This window comes from Frankia sp. KB5 (genome assembly GCF_002099325.1).
Lineage (GTDB): Bacteria > Actinomycetota > Actinomycetes > Frankiales > Frankiaceae > Frankia > Frankia casuarinae.
Genome location: NZ_MRUJ01000047.1, coordinates 14,992 through 39,083, shown reverse-complemented (window position 1 = coordinate 39,083; position 24,092 = coordinate 14,992). Strand labels below are relative to the sequence as shown.

Below are 24,092 nucleotides of genomic sequence, written 5' to 3'. Positions count from 1 at the left end.
ACACCTCATAACCCTTCGCGGTCAGCAACTCACCCAGATACAACCCGTCCTGACCGGTAATCCCGGTAATCAGCGCGCGAGGCACGTCGAATCCTTTCGTCGAAAAAATCTTCGGCCGGGTTCCCAGCTATTCAGGAACCCAGCCGGGCCGGGCTTCGCGGTACCTCGGCACCGAGCGCGTCAGCGGCCGCGAGGGTCGCCCGGCTCGAGGCGAGCAGCTCCGCGGTGACACCGKTGTCGCTGCCGCGGCACATCCGCAGGAAGGCCGCCGCGGCGGCGTGATGCCCCTTGTCCTGCGGCCCCTTCCAGGTGGAACGTCCATCGATCACCAGTTCGCGGTAGTCGTCGATGCGGACGTGCCGGCTGCCCGCCAGCGCCTCGAGGTGCTCCTTACGCACTCCGCGGGGACGGGCGGAACTGTAGGAGATGGCAGACAGGGAACCGTCGGCATGCCGGAGCGTGACCGCCACATCGGGAGCAAGCAACAGCTCGGCCTCCCGCCCGGCGAGCGCCGTCACCGTGTCCACCTCGCTGCCGGCGAGCGCGGCACAGGTGTCGACGAAATGGCAGACCTCACCGAGCAGCCGGCCACCCTGGACCCGGTCGTTGTACCAGTGGTCGGCCGGCACCGGCCCGGCGGCGATCCGATAGCTCAACGTGAGAGGACCATCCCGGTCGGCCAGCGCCGCGCGAGCTGCGGTGACCGCCGGGGAAAAACGCCGGTTGTATCCGACGACAAGCACCCCGCCGCCGGTCGCCGCCGCCTTCTCCACCCGGTTGAGCTCGTCGAGGCTCAGCGCGAGCGGCTTCTCGCACCATACGTGCCGACCGCGTTCCAGGGCCCGGGCGGCGAGGTCGGCATGCGTCGCATGCGGCGTCGCGATGACGACCACGTCGACGTCGTCGTCGTCCAGCACGGCGTCGGCGCCGGCCACCGCCCCGGCGAACCCGTGCCGGTCCGCGAAGGCCCTGGCCGACCGGCCACCGGCGGAGGCCACCGTGACCAACTGGTCAAACCCGGCCGCCCGGAAGGCGGGCAGCAGAACCGATCCGGAGAACGTCCCGGCCCCGATCCAGCCGACCCGGCTGCCCCGACGTCCCGCTGGGGCGGATCGCTGGCGGGGCACCCGCGGCCGCGGGCTGACCGACCGGTCCCGGGTCGGGCCCGCGCTGTGCGCCAGTGCAGCCCCGGCCACCGCGGACCCGACCCGTTCGGACCCGACCCGTTCGGACCCGACCCGTTCGGAGGCAGCCGACGCCGGGTAGTCGAAACGGATCCCCAGGTACGGCTCGCTGCGGGTGGCGACGATCTCGTAGGCCCGCGGCGCCGCGTCGATCGGAAAGGCGTGGGTGACAAGATCATCAACTCGCAGCCGGTCGGCCGCGAGCAGGTCGAGCACGGCCTCCTGGTTGCGTCCCTCGGTCCAGCGGACCTGCCCGGCCGGGTAGTCAACCCCCCACTCCTCGTAGCCACGCTCGTACCGGCCCGGTCCGTAGGAGCGGGCGAAGCGCAGCGTCAGCTCCTTGTCGTAGAACGGCGCGCGAAGCAGGCCCAGTCCGACGTCACCCACCACGACCAACTGCGCCCGGTCCCGGGCCAGCGCGGTGGCCCGCATGACCGGTTCCGCCGAGCGACCAGCGGCGCAGATGAGGACCGCGTCGGCACCACGGCCCCGGCTCCATGCGCGGACCGCGGCGGTGGTGGCCTCGCCGGACTCCCGCAGCGCACGGACACCGCTCGCCTCGGCGGTGACCAGCGGCAGATCGGCAAGGTCGATGCCGGCGACGTCACATCCGCTGGCGAGCGCGAGCCGGGCTGCGAGCTGACCGACCAGCCCCAGCCCGACGACCACCACCTTCGCCCCGGGGCCCACCTCCGCCAGGCGCAGCCCGTGCAGGGCGATAGAGCCGATCGTGGCGAACGCCGCCGCCCCCGGGTCGACCCCGCCCGGYACCCGGGCGCAGAGCAACCCGGGAACGGCCTGGAACTCGGCGTGGTTGGCGCGCCCGGCCCCACCCGTGGCGACGAGGTCACCGGGGCGGATGCGGTCAACCGCGGAGCCCACCTCGACGACGCGACCACATCCGCTGTAGCCGAGGGGAACGTCGGCGCCGAGCCGGTCCCGGACCGAACGCGCGGCCGGGATGAGACCGTCGGTCCTCGCCTTCTCCGCGACCTTGCGGACAAGGTCCGGGCGGGCCCGCGCCTTGGTCAGCAGCCCGGAGCGGGCGAGCGTGGTAACGGCACGTTCCGTGCCGGCGGACACGATCGTCGCAACGGTCGCCACCAGCACCTCGGTCGGACCGATGACCGGCACGGGAACGTCGACGACGCGCACCGCCCCGCCGGACGCCGCCTGTACCACCTGCTTCACCACGCCACCTGCTTCACCACGCCACCAGGGCGCCGCCGCGCCGGCCGACGGTCGGCGCCGGCAGGTGGACCCGCACCCACGCGCGGACCCGTACCGGCGTGTCGGCCCGAGTCTTCGGTACGACCGGGGGAAGTGAGGGCGTCGGGGGCGCCCACGCTCGCATCATGCTGCGCAGTGTAGTTGATGCATTACATTCAGCGATGAACATCGGCCTCGCCCATTCGAAGTGTCAGACCCGGAGGAACGGCATGCTCGAAGCGTCGGCCGCCGCGTGCATCGTCACCCTCGCGGCGACCCCGATCGTCATCGTCGGCATGCGTCGGATGGCGGCGATCGACGAGGTCACCGCGCGGTCCTCGCACCAGGTCCCGACCCCGCGTGGCGGCGGTATCGCAGTCGTCCTCGGGCTGTTCGCGGGCATCGGCCTGGCGGTGTGCATCCCTGGGCCCGGCGACGCCCGCGACCTGCTGTCGTTGACCATCGGCATCGCCCCGTTCGGCCTGATCGGACTCGTCGAGGACCTCAGCGGCATCGCTCCGCCGCGCCGGCTGGCCCTGCACGTCACCGCGGCCGTCGTCGCGGTGACGGCGGTGCGCGGGGCGGTGCTCGACGACCCGGTTCCGAGCGGCACAACCGTCCTGCTCGTCACGATCATCGCACCGGTCTGGATCACCGCGTTCGTCAACGTCTTCAACTTCATGGACGGCATCAACGGCATCTCGGTGACGACGGCGGTCCTGGCCGGGGCGGCGTTCACGGTGCTCGGAGCCGTCCAACACGTGGACGCGATCACGACCGGCGGTRCTCTCACGGCGGCCGCGGCGCTCGGTTTCGGCCCGTTCAACTTTCCTCGGGCCCGCATCTTCCTCGGGGACGTGGGCAGCTATTCGCTGGGAGCCGCGATCGCGCTCCTGGCGGTGCGGGCGGTCCTGGCGGGAATACCGGTGGAGACCGCCTTGGCACCGACGGCGCTGTACCTGGCCGACACCGCCTGGACTCTGCTACGCCGGGTGCGGGCGAAGGAACAGTGGTACCTGCCCCACCGCACCCATGCCTACCAGCGACTCACCACCGCCGGGTGGTCACACACCCGGGTGACCGGGCTGGTTGGCGTCCTGACGGCGGTCCTCGTCGCCTTGGGATTCGCCGCGGACGGACCACTGCCCGTTCGCCTGCTCGCCGACACGGCGGCCGGGCTGGTGCTCCTCGGGTACCTGAACGCTCCACAGCGCGTCGCGGCGGGACGGGACTCCGCCCGCCACTCGCGCGCCGTTCCCGCCCGCCCGCACCCGTCCCCCATGCCGGCCGCGTCCCCCATGCCGGCCGCGTCCCCCATGCCGGCCGCGTCCCCCATGCCGGCCGCGTCCCCCACACCGGCCGCGTCCCCCACACCGGCCGCGTCCCCCACACCGGCCGCGTCCCCCACACCGGCCGCGTCCGGAGTCGCGGCGATCCCGTCGCAACGCCGGCCGACGAACCCGGACAGGACAGACCGGACCGACGGGACCCGGCCACTGGGGGATGCCGGTCGAAGCCACTGATCGGCTCGTACCCCGCGACCGCCAGGCGGCCGACAACGACGACGGATGGCAATGAGATCGATACGAAGCGCGACACACGCGATGCGACATCGCCTACGTTTAGTCACTCACAGAATACAATACATTACTCATGGTGAAGTATGTAAAGGGCGACTGGAGGTCGAGGTCGGTGGTCCCCTCTCCTGTCCGGTCGCGCGTCCTGCTGGTGACGCACTACTTCCCCCCGGAGACCGGAGCTCCCCAGTCCCGGTTGTCGGAGACGGCACGCGCGTGGGCGGCGAACGGGCTCGACGTCACCGTACTCACCGGCATGCCGAACCACCCGACGGGCAAGATCCCTGCCGCCTATCGCGGCGCCTGGCTGCGGACCGAGCGGGTCGACGGGTACCGCGTCGTACGCACCTGGCTCTATGCCACTCCCAACGAGGGGATCGCCCGCAAGACCCTCGGTCATCTGTCGTTCATGGTCACCAGCGTCCTGCTCGGCGGCCGGCCCGCCGGCCCGGCCGACGTGGTGGTGGTGTCCTCGCCGACCTTCTTTCCCCTCGGCTCGGCCTGGCTGCTCGCCAGGCTGCGCGGCGCCCGGCTGGTTGTGGAGGTCCGCGACCTGTGGCCGGCCATCTTCGAGCACCTCGGCGTCCTCACCGACCGGCGGGTCCTCGGCGTTCTCGAACGCCTCGAACTCGCCGCCTACCGGGCCGCCGACGCCGTTGTCACGGTGACGGAGGGGTTCCGGGAGGACATCGTGCGACGAGGYATCGCGCCGCGCAAGGTGCACGTGATTCCCAACGGCGTGGACCTCCGCCGGTTCCACCCGACGACCGCGGCCTCGGCCGACATCCGGGCCTGGCTGGGCGCCACCGACGGCGACACCCTCGTGCTCTACCTCGGCGCCCACGGCATCTCGCACGGACTGACCTCGATCGCCGACGCGGCCGCCCGGGTGACCGGCCGGCCGATCCGGTTCGCCTTCGTCGGTGAGGGGGCCGAGAAACGCAGGCTCGTCGGGCACGTCGAGAGCCTGGGACTGGCCAACACGGTGCTGCGCGACGGGGTTGCCCGCGAGGAGGTACCCGCCGTCGTCGCGACCGCCGACATCTGCGTTGTCCCACTGCGGGACGTGCCGATGTTCGACACGTTCATCCCGTCGAAGATGTTCGAGTTCCTCGCCGCGGGCCGCCCGGTGATCGGGGCGGTCCGCGGCGAGGCGGCCCGGATCCTCCTTGCCGCCGGGCAGATGGTCGTGCCCCCCGAGGACTCGGCCGCGCTGGCGGAGGCGATCCTGGTCCTGGCGGCGGACCCGGACCGCCGGGCGCGGATGGCCCGCGGCGGGCGGGCGCACGTCGAGGCCCACTACGATCGCGACGATCTGGCCCGCCGGTACCAGACGCTGCTGTTCGACAACGCACCGTTCCCGGCGCCGCCTCCACCGACGACCCTTTCCCCACCGGTGCAGGTACCTGCACCGGTACCTGCACCGGACGTGGTCGCATGAGGTTCCTCATCACCGGTGGCACCGGTTTCCTCGGAAGCCGGGTGGTCGACCGGGCGCTCGCGGACGGACACCGGGTCGTCGGGCTGGCGCGCAGCGACGCGGCGGCGACGAAGCTGCGCCGACACGGCGCGGGGACTGTGCGCGGTGACCTCGACGATCCGGCGACGTTGCTCCCGGCGTTCCGCGAGGCGAACTGCGAGGCGCTGATCAACATCGCCTCACTCGGGTTCGGCCATGCGGAGACGATCGTGACCGCCGCCCGTGCGGCCGGCATTCGCCGGGCCGTCTTCCTTTCCACCACCGGGATCTTCACCACGCTCGATCCACCCTCGAAGCGGATCCGGGTAGCGGCCGAGGGGACCATCGCGGCGAGCGGGCTGGACTGGACGATCATCCGACCGACGATGATCTACGGGGGTCCCGACGACCGGAACATGGCCCGGCTGCTGGCGCTGCTCCGGCGCGTTCCGGTGCTGCCGGTCCCCGGCGGGGGGCATCATCTGCAGCAGCCGGTGCACGTCGAGGACCTGGCCCGCACCGTGCTGCGCGCAACGACGACCGCGGCGGCGATCGGACGCGCCTATGACGTCGCCGGGCCGGAGGCATTGACGTTCCGGCAGGTCGTGATCACGGCCGGCGCCGCCGTCGGCCGGCGGGTGATCTGCGTGCCCGTGCCGGTCCGCCCCGTCATCGCCGTGACCCGCGCCTACGAGCGGCGGGTGTCCTCGCCAAGGTTGAAGGCCGAACAGATCGCCCGGCTCATCGAGGACAAAGCGTTCGCGATCGACGCGGCCCGCCGCGACCTGGACCATCGTCCGCGGCCGTTCGCGGCCGGTATCGCGGCGCAGGCCACCTCATCACCCTATCGGGTGACCCCAAGCCGCTCTCCCGACCGAACGGAGACCCGGATGTTCCGGATCGACCAGGCCACCCAGCTGCTCCAGGACCTCCAACGGATCGCCAGGGTGGCTGGTCCCCCGACGGCGCTGCGCTTCGGTGCCGCCGTGGCCCGGCATGCTCCGACCATCCGCCGGGCGGGCAACCTGGATGCCGCCGACCGGGCGATGGCCGCCGGCGGCCACACCTACCGGCCGCTGCCCGGGGTGACGGTCATGTTGCCCGGCACCGCGTTCGGCGGCGCGCGCGAGATGTACTGCCGCGGGGTCTACCACGCCCTCCCCGGGTACGCGCCGGCGGCCGGCGAGGTCGTCGTCGACCTCGGCGCAAACCAGGGCCTGTTCTCGGTGCTCGCGGCGCGAGCGGGCGCCGATGTGATTGCCGTCGAGGCGCAGCGCGGGTTCGCCCCCGCCTTCATCAACCATGCCGCCGGCAACGGTGTGTCGAACCACATCCAGCTGCTCCACGCCCTGGTCGGTCCGACCGCCGGCGTGTTCGCYGATCCGCGGGCCCGCCGGAACGCGACACACTGGGACGGGGACGTCGACGTCCTCACCATGGCAGAGGTGTTCGAGGCTGGCGGGGTCGACCAGGTCGACCTCGTCAAGCTGGACATCGAAGGCTCCGAGTTCGCCCTGTTCGACGAGCCTGGATGGCTGGACGCGGTTGGTCGGATCGTGATGGAGGTGCACACCGGGTTCGGCGATCCCCGTACGCTCGACGACCTGCTGGTCCGGCACGGCTTCGAGGTCACTCTGCTCGGTAACGACCTGGTGCCGACTGCCCATCTGGGCGACGCGGCGTCGGGCTACCTCTACGCCCGCCGGACCCGATCGACGACCCGGGCCATCCGCGGGTCCGCRCAGCCCGACGGTCGCCCGGTGTCGGTACCCGGCAGCCGCCCGTCATCCGAGCCCGGTTTCGTCGACGACCCCGCACCGCGGGGTGTCTCGGCGTGAGGCCGATGTCCAGCACCCACCCGATCCTGGTCGACTGTGCCGGTGCCCGGATGGGCGGGGCATTGCGGTTCCTGACCGAACTGGACGGTTACCTGAGTTTTCGGCCGGGCCTGCAGGTCCATCTGGTCGGCCGAGATCGCCGGATCGGACCGGGCTGGCTCGCCCGCCGGGAGCGGCCTGGGCGGTACGCGCGCGCGATCGCCCTCAACAACGTCGGCTTCCTCGCGACCCGCGGCGAACGGTGGGTCCTGCTGCGCAACGTGCTGCACTTCCTGCCGGCGGAGGAGGCCCGGCGGCTACCCGGCGGCCTGCCCGACGGCGTGGCACGGACAGCACGTCTCGTGCGGCTGTTCGCCCGTCGTGCGGACGTGGTCGTCGTACCGACGACCACGATGGCGGACCGGGTTCTCACCATACTTCCTAGCCTGTCCGCCAGGCTGGTGGTCCGGCCCCATCCGCTGTCCCCCGATCCGACCCCTCCCCAGGCCCGTACGCCGGGCCGGTTTCTGTGTCCCGTGTTGTTCGCGCCGTTCAAACCGATGGGGCACTTGCTCCGCATGGTCGATGCCGCCGCGACCCGGCTTCAGGAGGAGATCGGAGCCCACCTCGCGATCACGGTCACCGCGACCGATCGCGAGGCCCACGAACACGGCCTGTCCCACTGTCGGACGCTGCGGTTCGTGGGCCGGCTGACGCCGGCCGAGCTGCGGGCCCACCAACGCGATGCCGGCGCGTTGCTGCAGCCGACGACGATGGAGTCCTTCGGCTACCCGCTCGCCGAGGCACGGCTCGCCGGGATACCCGTCATCGCCCGCGACACCTCACACAACCGCGAGGTGGCCGGCCCGGTTCTGGTGCCGTACTCCCGGGAGTCGGCGGATGATCTCGCCGTGGCGCTGCGCACGGCGCTCACGTTCACACCACGGCCCGAGACGGGAAACCCCTTCGATCCGACGCGTTACTTCGACTGGTTGCTCGACGCAGGAGAGAGCTCACCGTGACGACGCAGACCCACCGAATCCCGCCGCGCCAGGGCCCGTCGTTCCCCGCGGCACCACCGGCCGCACCAGAACCGGCAACGCCAGCACCGGCCGCGCCAGAACCAGCCGCGCCAGAACCAGCAACGACGCGAACCCCGCGCCGAGCGAACTGGCCGACCCCCTATGACACCGCCGCCCCCGCCGGATCGACACAGCCACAGCCGGCGCCGGGATCGGTTCCCGTCACCGCGATCATCCTCGCCCACAACGAGGCACCAAACATCGTCCGGGCGATCAGGTCCGCCGGTTGGTGTCGACAGGTCGTCGTCGTGGACTCGGGTTCCACCGACGGCACCGCGGATCTGGCCCGCGCCATCGGTGCGACCGTCTGGCACGAGCCCTGGCGTGGGTTCGCCGGCCAGCGGCAGTGGGCGATGACCAACCCGGGGATCGCCCACGACTGGGTGTACTTCCTCGACAGCGACGAATGGGTGTCGACCGCGCTCGCCGCCGAGATCGCCGCCCGGCTGGGGACGGCGGACTGCGCGGCCTACAGCCAACGACGCCGGCTGGTGTTCGAAGGCCGCTGGATCGCGCATTGCGGGTGGTACGCGAACAGCTGGCAGGCGCGGCTGCTCGATCGGCGGGTGGCGTACTTCGACGCCGCCGTCACCTACAGCGAACGGGCCGTGGTCACTGGTGAGGTCGGACGGCTGTCCGCCGACCTGATCGACGAGGACCACAAGGGACTCGCCGCCTGGCTACGCAAGCACGTGCGCTACGCCGAACTGGAGGCGGCGCGCCGCGTGACGCAGCCCGCTGTCCGGGAGCGGTTGGCGCGGGTCCGCGAGGAGGTGCGCCGGCCCACCGGGTCGACCCGACCGCTCACCCGGACCATCGCGAGGGACGTGATCTTCCCGCTGGTTCCGGCCAAGCCGGCGGTCCTCTTCTGCTACATGTACCTGCTACGGAGCGGATGGCGGGATGGGCGGCAGGGGCTGCTGTTCTGTCTCTACTACGCCTGGTATGAGCTCACGATCGGCGCACTGACTCGGTCCGTTCACCGGTGACCGCGTCGGTTCCGCTCGGTCGCTACCTGCGCACCACCGCGGGACTGCGACCGGTCCAGCTCGGTGCCCGTGTCCGGCTGCGCGGGCAACGGGCCGTCCTGAGTCGCCACCCGGGCCTGGGCGAGATGCTGCTGCGCGGCAGGCCGCCAGCGGAATCCTGGCCGATCGGGTTCCTGCCGTTCGACGGCAGATGCCCGCCGGCTCGGCCGATGTTCGACGAGATCGTCGCGGGCCGCCTAACCCTGCTCGGTCACTCCCGCGATCTGTGTCCCCGGGACTCCAACACTCCCGCTACTGGAACCCCCGTACCCCCCACCCCCACGACCGGCACCCCCGCGGGGGCCGGCGCCGCCGCGGCCCCCGCCCGATGGGACTGGAGGCAGGCCGACGCTCCGCTGCTGTGGCGCTACCATCTGCACTACTGGGACTGGGCATGGGCATTCACCACCGAGGCTGTCCAGGGGCCCGCGATGTTCGCCCGGCTGTATCTGGCCTGGCGGACCTCGGTGGCCCTGGGCGATCCGGTTGCCTGGTCGCCCTACGTCGTGTCACTCCGGGCCTGGACGCTGTGTGCCTTGTGGCCCCGGCTCGCGCGGGGAACGCCCGCCGAGATGGCGGTCCTCGCCGACCTCGGCGTCTGCCGGTCCTTCCTGCGCACTCATCTGGAGACCGACGTCGGCGGGAACCACCTGCTGAAGAACTACAAGGCGCTGATCGGGCTGGCGGTCGCCGATGACGACGCCCGCGGCCGCCGACGATGGGTCGACGCGCTGCTGCGCGAGCTCGATCGGCAGGTCCTCAGCGACGGTGGACACTACGAGCGCTCCCCCACCTATCACTGTCAGGTGCTGGCCGACCTCGACGACGTCGCCGGGCTGCTCACCGCGGCGGGCCACGTGGTGTCCGGCGCCCTGCTCGACGCGGCCGGCAGGATGCGGGCCTGGCTGACGGCCGTACTCGGACCGGACGGCGTGGTTCCCACGCTCAACGACGGGTTCGCGGTGCCCGCCGAGGCCCTGCGGCTGCTTCTCCCGGCTCCGGTAAGACCGACGCCGATCGCAGTCCAGGGTCCGGGTCCCGTTCCGATCCCGGCACCGCGCCTGGCCGAGATGCCCACCTCGACGTCGCAGTCGACCGTGGGGACCGTGCCCCGTCCGCGGACGCCCGCATCTGACCGGGCCGACGCCCTTCTGCTGGTCGACAGCGGTCTCGCCGTGCTGACGGCTGGACCGTGGCATCTGCTCGCCGACGTGGGCCTGCCCTGTCCCGAGGACCTTCCGGCCCACGCCCACGCCGACACCCTCGCGTTTCTGCTCTGGCACGACGGCCGGCCGCTCCTGGTGGATACCGGGACCTCGACCTACGCCCCCGGACCGGATCGGGACGCCGAACGCGGTACCGCCGCCCACTCGACCGTCATCGTCGATCACGCCGACTCGACCGAGGTCTGGGGCGCGTTCCGGGCGGGCCGCCGGGCCCGTCCCACTCTTGTCACGATGTGCCACCACGAAAACGTGGCGACGTTGGCCGCCGGCCATGACGGCTACCGCCACCTTCCCGGGCGACCCGTGCACTGGCGGACGTGGCGACTCGACCCGAGTGGGTTGTCCGTCGACGATCGGATCACCGGGGAGGGCCGCCACCACGTCGAGGTGCTGTTCCACTTCGCCCCCGGGGTGYCCGTCACCGCCGCGGCGGCCGATACCAGGCGAACCAGTACCACCTCGATCGGGACCACCTCGATCGGGACCAGCCGGAACGCGGCCACCCGGAGCGGGGCCACGGATGCGCTCACGGTGACCACCTCCCAGGGGCGGCTGGTCCTGCGGGCCGGCGGACCGGGGCGGTGGGTGGTGCGCTCCACCCGCCGGGCGGTCGGATGGAGCCGTACGGTGCCGGCGTACACCGCCGCGTACGTGATCGATGCCGAGCTGCCTGTCGCGGTACGCACCACGGTCGTCCACGAAGTCCGCTCCGGCGGCCCGCGCTCCGGCAACCTGCGCTCCGGCGACACGGAATCGTCGCCCGCCCGCCTCTGACGCACACCCGGACCTGACCCGCCCCGGTCGCACCGAATCACCACGAAACCGAACAAACTTCCCGACGGGAGAACACCGTGCCGACCCTGTCCGTCCTACGCCCTCTCGCGGAACGGCTCACCCACCATCTGGTGGTGGCCCGCCGCCTGCCGCCTCCCTTCCAGGCGACGCGCATCTACGTCTCTTCCGAGGCGGGTCTGAAGTATCTGCGCCCCAGTCTCGCCGCCGTCGATCCGGTCCTGACCGACCTGGTCGGCGAGGTCGTGCGCCCCGGCCACGTGGTCTGGGACATCGGCGCGAACGTGGGACTGTTCGCCTTCGCCGCCGCGTCCGCCGCGACGTCGTCCGGCACAGTCGTCGCGGTCGAGCCCGACACCTGGCTGGTCGGGATGTTGCGCCGGTCGCAGACACGGTCACCACGCCACGGCGGATCATCGGCCACCGATGGCCGCGCCACGGTGAAGATCCTGCCCGCCGCGGTCGGTGCGGCCCCGGGGATCAGCACGTTCCACATCGCGAGTCGCAACCGCGCGACCAGCCATCTGGACGGATTCGGCAGCAGCCAGACCGGCGGCACCCGCGCGGCACAGCTCGTGCCGACCTTCACCCTGGACGGCCTGCTCACCCATTTCCCGGCACCGGACGTCGTGAAAATCGACGTGGAGGGGGCCGAGCACGCGGTCCTCAGCGGTGGGCGCCGGCTTCTGGGCGACATCCGCCCGACCGTGATCTGCGAGGTCACCGGACGCAACGCCGAGGCCGTCGGCGACCTGCTGCGCGGGCACGGGTACCGCATCGTCGACGCGGAGGTTCCGCCGCCGGCCCGGCGGCCCCTGACGGCGGCACCCTGGTCCACGTTGGCCGTGCCAGACGTCCCGCCCTCCACTCCGCGACCCGCGTCCGGGCAGGTTCCCGAGCCCCTGGTGCGCGCATGAGGACCACGGCGGTCATCGTCCACTGGGGGCCGACCGGGCCGACGATGGATCTGGCCGCGCAGCTGGCGGCGATGCCTCAGATCAGCGAGGTCGTCGTGGTGGCGAACGACCTGCGAGGACGACCCGACGGCCTCGGGGAGGAGACGGCCTGGCTCGTCCCCCCCGGCAACCTCGGTTTCGGCGGCGGCTTCCGGCACGCGTGTGACGCCTATCCGGCCACCGACTGCTATCTCCTGCTCAACAATGACGTCCAGCTCGTGCCGGCCACCGTCGACGCCTGTCTGGAACTACTGTCCCGCCCGGGCGTGGGCATCGTCGGACCCACTCTGGTCAACGCCGACGGTCTGCATCCGGGCTTCGCCGGGCTCACCCGCGTCTTCACCGTGCCGCGCGCCCGCCGGACCCCCACGGACCACGCCGATGACGTGCCGTGGGTCACCGGCGCGATCACCTTTGTCAAGGCCGAGTGTCATCGGCAGGTGCCGATGGCCGTTCGGTACTTCCTGTACTACGAGGACGTGGATCTCTGCCAGCGCGCTCGGGCGGCCGGGTGGCGTGTCCTCGTCAGTCCGGCCCAGGCCTGGCACACCGGTGGGGGGACGGTACCCGGCAACGGCTACACCTACTACACGGTGCGCAACCGGCTGTGGTTCGCCCGCATCCACGGCCGCCCGCGGCAGGTGGCGCTGGTGACCGCCTGGCTGCTCCTGGCGGTGCTGCCCCGGGTCGCCGTGTCCGAGCTGGTGCGCCGGCGCGGAATCGTCCGCGTCCACTGCGGCCTGCGCGGCGTCGTGGACGGTCTCGCCCGCATCCCCGACATCGACCAGACCCTGCCCGGGGAACCCCGGGCGTCCCGGTGGAGTACGTGGACACGCGAGGCCCGCTCCGTCCCGCGTCCTCGCCCGGCCCAGGACCGGCCGATCGGTCCGTCGGACCCCGCGGGGGGAGTCGACCGGCGGGAGAAGGCTGCCGGCACGGGGGAGCTCACCCGTCCCGGCTGAGCGTGACCACCACTCCGTGGCGGTCGACCACCTGGAAGCCCAGTCCACGCGCGGCGTCGAGCAGGTCCGCCGCGGTGACGGGCCGTCCCTCGAAGGTCGTGTCGTGCATCTCGAACACCGCTCGACGGCACCGGTCCAGCGCGCCCGGATCCCCCAGCAGAAACGACGCCTCCGCACCCTCGATGTCGCTGACGAGGTCGAACTCAGCGATCCTCTTGCGTACCAGCAGGTCCCGAAGCGTGGCCGCCGGAATGGTGACGGTCCGCCGTGACGCGTCGTCCCACAACCGGGAACCGAGGTTGTTCCCGACGAGGGCGAACGCCACCGGACCCACGGCCTGCGTGATCGCCCTGTTCTCCACGTCCAGGGTGATGTGCCCGGCGTACGCGGCCAGGCGTCGCGTGAGGCCCTCGATGAGGTGGGGATTGGCCTCCACACACACCAGCCGCGAGCCGGGTGCCAGCCGCGAGGCGATATGCGCGCTGGTGATGCCCAGACTCGCACCAAGTTCCACGACGGTGCCCGAGGTCGTGAGATGACGGCGGATCATCCGGATCTCGGCCCCTTCGTACAGCCGCCAGAACAGCGCCGCCCGCGCCTGCGGGGTGAAGTCGCGGTCAGCCACGTCGAAACGCAGCCCGTGGTTGGGGACCCGGTTGCGGGTGGCCGCCGCGATGACCGTTCCCACCGCCGGGGACGTCAGGGCACCGGCGATCGAGATCTTGGTTCGGTAAAGAACATCACTGGCGTCCATAAGCAAGATTTTTTCCCTTCGTTGCGGGCCGGGCGCCACCGTAGGCGAAGCGTGCCGTCAGGAACAGYACGGCCAGCTGGATGGGCAACGCCGCGAGGAGGTCCCCCACGCTGCTCTCGGAGTTGACCAGTTGGAGGAAGAGCGGAACGAAGATCACGATGTAGCGTAGATCCTTCATCGGGTCCCACGCCTCGTCGATCAGTCGGAAACCGGCGCCCAGTAGTGCCATGCCGACCAGCAGGGGAAGCAAGCCCCCGTGCAGATAGAGGTCGGCCTGGGGGGAGACAGCGGCCGCGGAGTAGATCCGGGCGTTCCCCGAGAGGTACTGCTGTTTGAACTCGTAGCCGGTGGCCCTGATCGGTTTGTCGGGCCAGACCGCCCGGGGCACGGCGGTCAGGACGGGAGCCAGGAACAGCTCGTTGATGTCCCGGTAGGGAACGATGTCGGGAGACAGCTGGACGACGATGGCCAGACTGTCGATGCCTCGCATCCGCGAGGTCAGGTACTCCAACGGTGACTCCCCGGGGCCTTCCCCCGCGGGGGCGTCCCCGGACAGCGTCCGGMCCAGCACGGTCGGCGCCATGGACACCGCCGACCGAGCGTCCATGGTGTGGCTCTGGCCGCGTACCTGGGCCCGGTAGGAGGCGTTGTAGGGAATCAGCACGAGGACGAAGATGGCGGCGGCCGCGACGATCCACCGCATCGGAAGCCGGCCGCGGGCGACGGAGAACGCGATCAGCACTCCCCACACGCTGGTCGCGAACACCCCCTTCATCCCGCTGGCGACAGCGAAGAGGATCTCGACGGACAGCAGGGCGACGAAGGTCCGCCGACGCCCCCCGCCCCCGTCTTCCCTGCCCCGGGCCAGATCGACGGCGGCGATGAGCAGGGCGGACATCCCGAGGCCGCCGAGCAGGGTGAGCGGCTGGGCGTAGGCACTCGCCTCGGAGACCTTCTGGGACGCGTCGCCCAGGTAGGCATACTGGCCCAGGAGAATCTGCAGGACCCGGGCCGCCACCGAGATCCCGCACAGGATCCACAGCACGCTCCGGTCGCGCAGCCGGGTACCGGTCCCGGGCGCCGCCGCGGTGGCAAACCGGGTGGCCGCGCGCGTCACCAGCCGGCCCGGGCCGAGCAGGTATCCGCAGGTCCACAGCGGCAGGGCGAGGCTCGCCAGGGCGAGTGCCCGCAGCACGCCGTCGAGATGGATCTGCGGAGTGTCCAGCTGGGGGGTGTGCCAGACCAGTGACACCAGCCCGAACGACATCCCGGTCCACAGCAGGTACCAGGGGCCGAGACGGAACAACCCCAGCCCGTAACCACGCCCCGCTCGCGCACCGACCAGGAGCAGCGCGGCGAGGCATTCGAACGTGAACGCCACCGAGCGCAGGACCACCCGGTCGGGCTCGGACGGCAGCCGGAGCGCCTCGACGAACCACGGCACCACGCCGACCATCACGATCATCAGCCACAGCAGCGGCGGACGGCGGACGGCGTGGGCAACCCTCCCACCCGGCACGGCCGGGGCGATCACCACGGCGCACCCGAGGGGATCGGCGAGGCGTCGCCGGCAGGCGTACCTGAGTGGCGCCGCGGACATCCCGCGAGCGGGCAGGCGGCCCGGGACGTCCGCCAGCAGAGAGTTCGCCAACAGAGAAGATCAGGCATGCCCGAACCTCACGCCGTCCGGTCGCGGGGCAGCGGCGTACGCCGCAGGGTGACGGCGACCTGTTCGAAACGCTCCCAGCCGTCGTGGAGCGCGAGCACGTTCGGCGAGAAGACGCCCTGCCCGGTCAGCCCGCGCCGGCTCAGATTGAGGATCCGGTAGCCGGCGGCGGCCAGCAGCGAGACCAGCTCACCGGGATTCTCCCCGGCAGCCCGCCGATCCCCTTCGCCGCGGTGGCTGTTCTCGCCGGAACGGTCTCCGCCGCGGCGGGCGGGGCGGGGCGGCATCGCCAGCAGGAGGGCCGGCCGATGCGCCCGTAGGAGCTCACCGGCGCCGCGCAGCACGTCGAGGCTCTCGGCCTCACCACCGATCCTGACCAGGGCGGGCGGTCGGTGCCGCGCGGCGTGGGCATCGAGGGTGATGGGCGTCGCGCCCGGGATGGGCGCGACGCCCACCGCGGCACTGGCACCCACCGCGGCACTGGCACCCACCGCGGCACTGGACAGGTGGACACTCGAGAGCCGGTTGCGCTCGACCAGTGCCGCGAGCGTCGCCCCGGTGCGCGGTGCTTCCTCGAAGGCATGCACCTCGCCGGCCGCTCCCACTACCCCGGCCGCCCACAGGGTGTAGATCCCGAGGCCAGCAGCGACGTCATAGCAACAGTCACCGGGGCGCAGAACCGCGTCGAACACCGGCGCGAGCGCTGGTGGCCGATAGCGGGGACCGCTGTAGGTGTTCGCAGGGTCCTGCATCCATCGGGTCGGCCAGCCACGACCGCGCAGGCTGGGAAGGCCCGCGGCCAGACGTCCCGCCAGCCGCCAGCGCAGCGGACCGGCACGATGCCCGGAGATCGCCGCGAGGTTTCCAGAGCCATCCTGGGTCACATACTTAAAGTAGTCGACGTCTTACAAAGAGCAATGGATTGAGGTCACGAATCCGTCGCGTCGTCCTCACCCACCTTGACCGCCAGCCCCGGTTCACCAGTCCGCACGGTGAACCCGTCGCGGTCACCGCCCAGCACGTCCGAGCCTGCCGGCGGCTCCTGACGGGGCACCAGCCACGGGGACCGCGGCCGCTCGACACGTCCGTGGAACCAGGCCACGGTGCGGGCAAGCCCGTCCCGTACGTCCACCAGGGGTCGCCATCCAAGCGCCTCCCGCGCCAGCGTGATGTCGGGGCAGCGCACGGTGGGATCGTCCTGCGGTCGCGGAACGAAGGTGATCGGGACGTCAGCCCCGCATACCTCCACGACRAGCCGCGCCGCATCAATGATCGTCATCTCCTGGGGACTGCCGAGATTCACCGGACCGGGAAGGTCGCTGTCCAGCATGCGCACGACCCCCTCCACCAGATCGTCGACGTAGCACAGCGACCGGGTCTGGCGACCCTCGCCCGCAACGGTGACGGCTTGGCCACGCAGGGCCTGCGCAATGAAGGTCGGGATGGCACGCCCGTCGTCGGCGCGCATCCTCGGCCCATAGGTGTTGAAGATCCGGATGATCCCGGTGGACGTGCCGTGGGTGGCGCGGTGGGCGGTGGTCAACGCCTCGGCGAAGCGCTTGGCCTCGTCGTACATGCTCCTCGGACCGATCGGATTGACGTGGCCCCAGTACTCCTCCGGCTGGGGGTGGACCCGGGGGTCGCCATAGACCTCCGAGGTGGAGGCCAGAAGGAACCGGGCGTTCTTGCGATATGCCAGATCCAGCAGGTTCGCGGTACCCGACGCACCGACCGACAGAGTCTCCAGGGGCAGGGCCCGATAGTCCACCGGGGACGCGGGGGAGGCGAAGTTCAGCACGGCGTCGACCGGGCCAGTGACGTCGATCGGCTCGGTCACGTCCCGCCGCAGCAGGCGGAACCCGCCATGCCTCCGAAGATGGTCGATGTTGCCCGGCCGGCCGGTGAGGAAGTTGTCGACGCAGATCACCTCGGCACCCCGAGCCAGCAGGCGGTCACAGAGATGGCTTCCGAGGAAGCCGGCCCCGCCGGCGACGACGACCCGCCTGGTCACTCCAACCACCACCCGTGAGTAAGGAAAGCCGGGCCATGGGCGTCACGTACCGCCATCGGTCGACAACGACACTGCGCGCCCCTCGGACAGCCCCCCTTCTATCACTGACAGTGATAGAAGGAGGACGACCACGGCGGGGAACCCGCGTGTCTCCACCCGATGACGCCGCAACCGCCACCCACCGCCACTCAGGCCCCACCGCCACTCAGGCCCCACCGCCACTCAGGCCCCACCGCCACTCGGCACCCGCGATCCGCGACCCACGACACGCATCTACAGACAGTTGCTCGATTAATACTTTGAGTGACAGAGTCGGATCGATTCGTACTGGCGCACGGCCCACCCGGTCCGATCAGCGGTCATTGCGAGGAGGAACAGCCGGCTCATGACCTCCGTCCCCAGGTCGACGACGGTGGCAGTCGTCGTATCGCACGCGATCCAGCATTTCGCGCCGCTGTACCGGGCGTTGACCGAACACGAGGTGGATCTTCGGGTGCTCTTCCTGTCCCGATCGGGCCTGGAACGCTACTTCGACGCGGATTTCGGCCTCGACGTGCAGTGGAAATCGGACGTCGTAACCGGTTATCACCACGAGTTCATCGCGGACCTGCCGCTGCGCCCTGGCTGGCGGCAGCCCGACGTCACCCGGCAGATGGTTACCCGGACCTGGGCGGCCCTGGACCGACTGCGCCCCGCATGCGTGCTCGTCTACGGATACCGGTACGCCCATTCCCTCGCGGCGCTCGCCTGGTGCCGGCGACGAGGCGTACCCGCCCTCATGATCAGTGACAGCGAGCTCCTCGGCCAGCGAACCCCAGCCGTCCGCGCCGTCAAACGGCTCACGCTGCCCCACCTGATGCGTTCAGTGAGCGCATTCCTCACGATCGGCGACAACAACGAGGCGTACCTGGCCCACTATGGAGTCCCCGCCACCCGCATGTTCCGCACGCCGTATCCCACCGATGAGACGGCGCTGCGGGCCGTACTGGCGCATCGGGACAAGCATCGAACGGCGATCCGCGCCGAGCTGGGCATCGCCCCGGACGCCCTTGTCGCCTTGTTCGCCGGAAAGATGATCTCTCGGAAGCGCCCCCTCGACATCGCGGACGCACTGCGCATCCTCACCCGCACGCCCCGGGGTCCGGTCGACCGGGAAATCATCGTGATCATGGCTGGGGACGGAGTGCTGCGCGCCACTCTCGATGCGGTGGCCGCCGAGCTCGGCGGCGCGTTGCGGATGGTCGGATTCGCCGACCAGGAACGGCTCCCCCGCCTGTACGCGGCCAGCGACCTCTACCTGCACCCCGCCGAGCGGGATCCGCATCCGCTGGCGGTCAAGGAGGCGGTGCTCTGCGGCCTGCCGGTGGTGGTCAGCGACCGGGTGGGCTCCACCGGCCCGACCGACGACGTCCGTCCCGGCCGCAACGGCCGGGTTCACCCGGTCGGCGATGTGGACGCGCTCGCACGGATCCTCGGGGAGCTGCGCGCGCGCCCCGACGTCCTGGCCAGGATGGCCCAGGAGTCGGAGAAGGTGATCGGCGACATCGAGCTCGCCGCGTCCGTGGACGGCTTCCTGCGCGCCGTTGCCCATGTGCGCGACACCGCTCGGCGCGGATGACCAGAGCCGTCAGCCGCCGGGCCGTCATGACCGGCCCGCTCGCGAGCCGGCTTCCCCGCTCCACCGTCGCCGTACTCGCCGGCAACGCGGGCACGCTGGTCGTCGGGACCGCGACCGGCGTCCTGGCCGCCCGCGCTCTGGGGCCGGTGGCCCGCGGCGAGTTCGTCGCGCTGCAGACCTGGGCGGGCATGCTCGCGATGGTGTTCGCCCTGGGTGTTTCCCAGACGCTGGTCACCGATGACGGTGAGGACCGCGCGCTGCTCGGCCCGCTGCTCACCCAGACCGTCGCGTCGGCGCTGCTCGCCGCGGTGCTGTTCACCGTGGTGCCGATGCTGATCACTGTGGGCCCGGGCCGTTCGGGCGGCACGGGAGCCGGGCGGGGAGCCGCCTGGGACGCCGTCGCCGTGCTGGGCGCGACCTGCTTCACCGCCGCGGCCGTGGCCGCCTCCAACGCCGCCGGGCTCGCGCAGCGCCGCGGTCGGATGACCGGCGAGTTCCAGCTCGTCCGGTTGCTACCGGCGGCGGCGACACTGGCCGCGTTCGCCGCGCTCGCCGGCAGGGGAGTCCGCGATCCAGGCTTGTGGATGCTGACCCTCGGCGTGACGGCCCTGCTACCCCCACTCGGGTACCACGTGGCGGTGCTCGGCGGCCTTCCCGCCCTCGCGCGGCCGGGACGCCTGCTGCCCCGGCGCCGTTTCATGCGGTCCGCCCTGGGGGCCTACGGCACCGTCGTCGGGGCCCAGCTCATCTACAAGCTGGACATGCTGCTCGTCGCCACCTTCCTGGCCGCCGAGCAGGTGGCCTTCTACGCCGTCGCCGTCGCTGTCGCCGGCGCCTGCACGACCGTCTGCCAGGCGACCGGCATGGTGATGTTCAGCCGGCTCCGCACCCTGGTCGATCCCCGGCAGCGGGCCCGGGTGGTGCGCCGCGCGGTCATCGCCACCGTCGCCCTCGCCGCCGCGGTGGCGGGCACGATCGCCCTCGTCACGCCGACGGCCATCCGCATCGTCTACGGCACGCGGTTCGCCCCCGCCGCCCCGGCCGCCCAGGTCCTCGTGCTGGCGACCATCYCGCAGTCCGTCGACTACCTGCTCACCCATGTGCTGCTCGGGTTCCGTGCCGCCCGCACGGTGCTTGCCATCCAGGTCCCGGTCGCGCTGTCGACCGTGCTCGGCCTCGCGGCGGCGCTGCACGACGGCCGCCTGCCGATCGTGGCCGCGGTGTCGGGGATCACCTACACCGCCTCGGCCGTGTCGCTGCACCTGGCCAGTACCCGCCTGCTCGCCCGCGCGGCAGGCGCCTCACCCGACAGCGTCCCCCTGGACGGCGCCTCACCCGACAGCGAACGGAGCCTGACGGCCCACGGTCCCATCCCCTTTCCGCGCTCACCCCTCTCATCAGGAGCCACGATGACCACGACGCCGACCGTCGCCCCGCACGACCCGACCGTCGCCCGTCACGATCTTTCCGATACCTCGGTGCGGTACCTCGATCTGCTTCGCGCGACGCTGACCTGCTCTCTCTGGGATGGTCGGGACGGCGGTGCGTGGGAGCCGCGCACCGGCGCGAAGAGGATGCTGGTACGAGCCTTCCGCAGCCAGGGAATGGAAATCGTCAAGAGGAGCGCACCGGGCGCCCGGACCGACGGCCGGGACTGGCCACGGCTGGCGCTCACGATGACCGGCGACCGCCGGATGCGCAACCTCCAGGAGTGCGCCGAACGAGTCATCGTCGACGGCGTCCCAGGCGACTTCATCGAGACCGGGGTATGGCGGGGCGGCGCGTGCATCCTCATGCGCGGGGTGCTCGCCGCCTACGGCGTCCCCGACCGCACGGTCTGGGTCGCCGACTCGTTCGCCGGCCTGCCCGCGCCCAATCCGGGGCGCTACGCCGCCGACACCGGCGACCGCCACCACGAGTACGCGGAGCTGTCGGTGTCCCTCGAGCAGGTGCGGGACAACTTCCGCCGCTACGGCCTGCTCGACGATCAGGTCCGTTTCCTGCGCGGCTGGTTCCGGGACACCCTGCCCACCGCGCCCATCGAGCGCCTCGCGGTCCTGCGCCTCGACGGCGACATGTACGAGAGCACCACCGACGCGCTGACGGCGCTCTACCCGAAGCTCTCCGACGGCGGCTTCTGCATCGTTGACGACTATGGAGCCGTTCCTGGCTGCCGGGCGGCAGTCGAGGACTACCGGGCCGCCCACGGGGTGACCGAGCCGATCATCGAAGTCGACTGGACCTGCGTCTACTGGCGCCGGAGCGAGCCCTCGCGGTCGCGCTGAGCTGGTCCGCGCCCCGCCGACCCCGGCGGAGAGAGGAGGAAAGGGATGACGGAGGAAGGGGTGGCAGTGCGGCAACGACCGTGGGCAGTACTGATGGTGTGTACCGGAAACGTCTGCCGCTCGCCCCTGGCCGAGCATCTCGCCGCCGCCCGGTTCAGCGCCGCGCTGGACCAGATCAGCCTCGGCGCGGCCGGCGCGCAGGCATCCGGTGGGACCGGGGGTAACGAGTCCTCATCCGAGGGATGGCATCCACCCAGCCCCGCCGGGGACCTTCTGGTGAGCAGCGCGGGAGTATGCGCCCGGGCAGGTGAGGCGATGTACCCCCAGGCCGCGGCGATCCTGACATCGCGGGGGCTCGACCCGTCCGGCTTCCGGGCAAGGTTGCTGACACCGGATCTGGTCCAGGCCAGCGATCTGGTGCTGTGCGCGACCCGCGCACACCGCTCGACGGTGGTGGGCCTTGTGCCACGGGCCATGCGCCGTACCTTCACCCTGCGCGAGTTCGGACGGGTGACCTCCGGAGTCCGCCCCGCCGACATCCCCCCGGGCGGGACACGGGCGGCCGGGGAGTATCTCGCCGCCACGGCCCGGCGGATCCGGGCCGCCGGCCACGCGCTACCGGCTGCCCTCGACGACCTGGCCGACCCCCTCGACGGCGGTCGGGATGCGTTCGAGAACTGCGCGCGAATGATCGAAGAGACGCTGTCACGGCCGATGGCCCTGCTGGCGGAGGCGTGTCACGAACGACTGGCGGTCACGCCTACGGACCCCGCAGACCCGGCAGGCCCGGCAGGCCTCGCGGATGTCCCGGTCGACCGGACCCCGGCACCGGGATGAACATCCTGATCGGGAACCGGTGGCTGGCCGGCTTCCTCGACGAGACCCCCCTGCCCGGCCACTGCCGGATCCGCCCGGACATCTGGGTGACGCTGTTCCCCGTGGACGGTCAGTTCTTCGTCAGGGCGGGCAGCAGCCGGGCCCTCGCCGCCTACACCCGCGAGTTCGGCATCCGCGCGGTCGCCCGCAAAACGGCCAGCCGGCTGCGGGAACGCGACCGCAACCAGCGTTACTTCGGCATGGGCCTGGGCACCCTGATCGAGGCGGTCCCACCCGTCAGCGGGGCGGCTTCGCCGACGGGAACGACCGTCGCTTTCGTCGCCCCCTGCCACCCGGCGTGCATGGAACGCGTCGTCCTGCATCAGGACCTCGTCCGCCCGGTGGGGCCGGGCGGCCCCACCGGCGCTCCCGCCGACCCACTCGGCTTCGTCAGCCCCGATCCGCCGCCACCGCGATCCGCGGTCGTCTACCGGGCCCGGCCGGCGACCGCGTTCCCGGCCGTGGACGACACGCTCATCGGCTGGTCCCCGATGTCGGGAGCACCGGTGGACCCCGGCGCCGTCGACCGTCTCGTCGCCTGGCTTGCAACCGAGTGGACCGGGGCCCGCCCCGGGGATCGTCCACTCGCCGGGGTCAGTCCGATCACGGAGAGCACCCGGCGCTATGGCCCGCCATCCGCGTCCGGACGACCCACCGCTGTCCTGTTCGGGTTGGGACACTATGCCAAGACGCAGATCGTCCCGCACGTCCGTGATCACCTCGACCTCGTCGGTGTGCATGAGATCGACCCCGTCCAGCTGGGCACCCGGCGACCGGACCGATGTTCCTGGGACACCGCGGCGCTGCTCCGGGACGGGGAGCGGGCCGACGTCGTCCTCATCGCGGGCTACCACCACACGCACGCGCCGCTGGCCCGGGATGCGCTGCGGCTCGGCTCGGTGGCCGTCGTCGAGAAGCCCGTTGTCACCACAGAGGAGGATCTCGGCCGGCTGGTGAAACTCCTTCACGCCGGCGGGCGCCTGTTCGCCTGCTTCCAGCGACGCCACAGCCCGATGAACGCCTGGCTGCGCTCCGACCTGCGCCTGGCCGACGGCAACGAGCCGCTGATCTACAGTGCCGTGGTGTACGAGGAACCGCTTCCCCGCCGGCACTGGTACCGCTGGCCGTCCTCACGCACCCGGCTGGTCAGTAACGGCTGCCACTGGATCGACCACTTCCTCTGGCTCAACGACTTCGCGCCGGTCCGCCGGAGCACGGTGGCCCGCTCCCGCACGGACACCTTCACGGTGTACGTCGAGCTGGAGAACGACGCGGTCCTCTCGCTCGTGCTGACCAGTGYCGGGGGCAGCCGGCACGGTCTGCGGGAACAGTCCCAGCTGCGCGCGAACGGCGTGACGGCCACCATCGTCGACGGTTCGCAGTACACCGCGGAGGCCGGGTCCCACATCCTGCGGCGGCGGCGAGTCAACCGGCTCGACAGCTACCCGGCCATGTACCGCGACATCTGCGCGGGCATCGTGGCCGGCGCCCTGGGCGAGGACGCACGGCAGATCGCCGCCGTCGCCGCGCTCACGCTACGGCTGGACGCCGCAGCCGGCCGGGATGGGCCCGAACCCTGATCACCGGAAT

Annotated in this window: 18 protein-coding genes; 12 read left to right on the top strand and 6 right to left on the bottom strand. The window is 71.6% G+C overall.

From position 1 onward, the window contains the following. Both KBI5_RS28630 and KBI5_RS05895 read right to left on the bottom strand, forming a co-directional pair. A partial coding sequence (locus KBI5_RS28630) for a GDP-mannose 4,6-dehydratase (RefSeq protein WP_330219012.1) occupies window positions 1–85 on the bottom strand: 85 nt, incomplete at its 3' end. A 46-nt stretch (window positions 86–131) separates the two neighbouring features. Then, on the bottom strand, window positions 132–2,375 hold the full coding sequence (locus KBI5_RS05895) for a bi-domain-containing oxidoreductase (RefSeq protein WP_085014516.1): 2,244 nt from the start codon (window positions 2,373–2,375) through the stop codon (window positions 132–134). A 248-nt stretch (window positions 2,376–2,623) separates the two neighbouring features. Between KBI5_RS05895 and KBI5_RS05890 the strand changes: the two genes are divergently transcribed. From KBI5_RS05890 to KBI5_RS05855, 8 genes are all read left to right on the top strand, one after another. Next, a complete protein-coding gene (locus KBI5_RS05890) occupies window positions 2,624–3,916 on the top strand; it encodes a glycosyltransferase family 4 protein (RefSeq protein ID WP_241882681.1) in 1,293 nt (430 codons plus the stop codon). Window positions 3,917–4,085: 169 nt separating this feature from the next. Continuing rightward, window positions 4,086–5,411: a glycosyltransferase family 4 protein gene (locus KBI5_RS05885; protein ID WP_011435747.1), complete on the top strand. Its 1,326-nt coding sequence runs from the start codon at window positions 4,086–4,088 to the stop codon at window positions 5,409–5,411. Continuing rightward, complete coding sequence (locus KBI5_RS05880; protein ID WP_043590765.1) at window positions 5,408–7,267, top strand: FkbM family methyltransferase; 1,860 nt, start codon at window positions 5,408–5,410, stop codon at window positions 7,265–7,267. Before KBI5_RS05885 ends, KBI5_RS05880 begins: the two co-directional genes overlap by 4 nt. A 5-nt stretch (window positions 7,268–7,272) precedes the next feature. After that, window positions 7,273–8,268 (top strand): glycosyltransferase, encoded by a 996-nt coding sequence (locus KBI5_RS05875; RefSeq protein WP_023840573.1) that lies wholly within the window; start codon window positions 7,273–7,275, stop codon window positions 8,266–8,268. Then, on the top strand, window positions 8,265–9,317 hold the full coding sequence (locus KBI5_RS05870; RefSeq protein WP_011435744.1) for a glycosyltransferase family 2 protein: 1,053 nt from the start codon (window positions 8,265–8,267) through the stop codon (window positions 9,315–9,317). Before KBI5_RS05875 ends, KBI5_RS05870 begins: the two co-directional genes overlap by 4 nt. After that, entirely contained in the window at window positions 9,314–11,356 is a 2,043-nt protein-coding gene (locus KBI5_RS05865) for a heparinase II/III family protein (protein WP_085014512.1), read from the top strand. Before KBI5_RS05870 ends, KBI5_RS05865 begins: the two co-directional genes overlap by 4 nt. 77 nt (window positions 11,357–11,433) lie before the next feature. After that, the gene (locus KBI5_RS05860) at window positions 11,434–12,291 is read left to right on the top strand and encodes an FkbM family methyltransferase (RefSeq protein ID WP_011435742.1); all 858 of its coding nucleotides are present in this window, start codon (window positions 11,434–11,436) and stop codon (window positions 12,289–12,291) included. Then, on the top strand, window positions 12,288–13,292 hold the full coding sequence (locus tag KBI5_RS05855) for a glycosyltransferase family 2 protein (RefSeq protein ID WP_011435741.1): 1,005 nt from the start codon (window positions 12,288–12,290) through the stop codon (window positions 13,290–13,292). Before KBI5_RS05860 ends, KBI5_RS05855 begins: the two co-directional genes overlap by 4 nt. On the opposite strand, the gene KBI5_RS05850 is transcribed toward KBI5_RS05855, so the two are convergent. Genes KBI5_RS05850 through KBI5_RS05835 form a run of 4 tightly spaced genes read right to left on the bottom strand, consistent with a single transcriptional unit; the run spans window position 13,276 to window position 17,723 of the window. After that, on the bottom strand, window positions 13,276–14,046 hold the full coding sequence (locus KBI5_RS05850) for an FkbM family methyltransferase (RefSeq protein WP_023840571.1): 771 nt from the start codon (window positions 14,044–14,046) through the stop codon (window positions 13,276–13,278). The two genes, KBI5_RS05855 and KBI5_RS05850, sit on opposite strands and share 17 nt — an antisense overlap. Continuing rightward, entirely contained in the window at window positions 14,033–15,697 is a 1,665-nt protein-coding gene (locus KBI5_RS05845) for a hypothetical protein (RefSeq protein ID WP_085014511.1), read from the bottom strand. The genes KBI5_RS05850 and KBI5_RS05845 overlap by 14 nt, the downstream gene beginning before the upstream one ends. A 26-nt stretch (window positions 15,698–15,723) precedes the next feature. Continuing rightward, window positions 15,724–16,596, bottom strand: a complete 873-nt coding sequence (locus KBI5_RS05840) for an FkbM family methyltransferase (protein WP_241882679.1) — start codon at window positions 16,594–16,596, stop codon at window positions 15,724–15,726. A gap of 44 nt (window positions 16,597–16,640) precedes the next feature. Further along, window positions 16,641–17,723 carry a UDP-glucuronic acid decarboxylase family protein gene (locus tag KBI5_RS05835; RefSeq protein ID WP_011435737.1) on the bottom strand — a complete coding sequence of 361 codons (1,083 nt, stop codon included), beginning with the start codon at window positions 17,721–17,723 and terminating at the stop codon, window positions 16,641–16,643. A 385-nt stretch (window positions 17,724–18,108) separates the two neighbouring features. Between KBI5_RS05835 and KBI5_RS05830 the strand changes: the two genes are divergently transcribed. Genes KBI5_RS05830 through KBI5_RS05815 form a run of 4 tightly spaced genes read left to right on the top strand, consistent with a single transcriptional unit; the run spans window position 18,109 to window position 24,082 of the window. Further along, the gene (locus tag KBI5_RS05830) at window positions 18,109–19,341 is read left to right on the top strand and encodes a glycosyltransferase family 4 protein (RefSeq protein ID WP_023840568.1); all 1,233 of its coding nucleotides are present in this window, start codon (window positions 18,109–18,111) and stop codon (window positions 19,339–19,341) included. After that, entirely contained in the window at window positions 19,338–21,626 is a 2,289-nt protein-coding gene (locus KBI5_RS28625; RefSeq protein WP_347272469.1) for a TylF/MycF/NovP-related O-methyltransferase, read from the top strand. The genes KBI5_RS05830 and KBI5_RS28625 overlap by 4 nt, the downstream gene beginning before the upstream one ends. Window positions 21,627–21,671: 45 nt before the next feature. Then, window positions 21,672–22,463, top strand: a complete 792-nt coding sequence (locus KBI5_RS05820) for a protein-tyrosine-phosphatase (protein ID WP_011435733.1) — start codon at window positions 21,672–21,674, stop codon at window positions 22,461–22,463. Continuing rightward, the gene (locus KBI5_RS05815; protein ID WP_085014510.1) at window positions 22,460–24,082 is read left to right on the top strand and encodes a Gfo/Idh/MocA family oxidoreductase; all 1,623 of its coding nucleotides are present in this window, start codon (window positions 22,460–22,462) and stop codon (window positions 24,080–24,082) included. Before KBI5_RS05820 ends, KBI5_RS05815 begins: the two co-directional genes overlap by 4 nt. Window positions 24,083–24,092 lie beyond the last annotated feature (10 nt).

Coding starts and splice junctions, on each gene's coding strand:
- KBI5_RS05875 (WP_023840573.1), top strand. CDS start 7,273: ATGTCCAGCACCCACCCGATCCTGGTCGACTGTGCCGGTGCCCGGATG.
- KBI5_RS05855 (WP_011435741.1), top strand. CDS start 12,288: ATGAGGACCACGGCGGTCATCGTCCACTGGGGGCCGACCGGGCCGACG.
- KBI5_RS05850 (WP_023840571.1), bottom strand. CDS start 14,046: ATGGACGCCAGTGATGTTCTTTACCGAACCAAGATCTCGATCGCCGGT.
- KBI5_RS05830 (WP_023840568.1), top strand. CDS start 18,109: ATGACCTCCGTCCCCAGGTCGACGACGGTGGCAGTCGTCGTATCGCAC.
- KBI5_RS05820 (WP_011435733.1), top strand. CDS start 21,672: ATGACGGAGGAAGGGGTGGCAGTGCGGCAACGACCGTGGGCAGTACTG.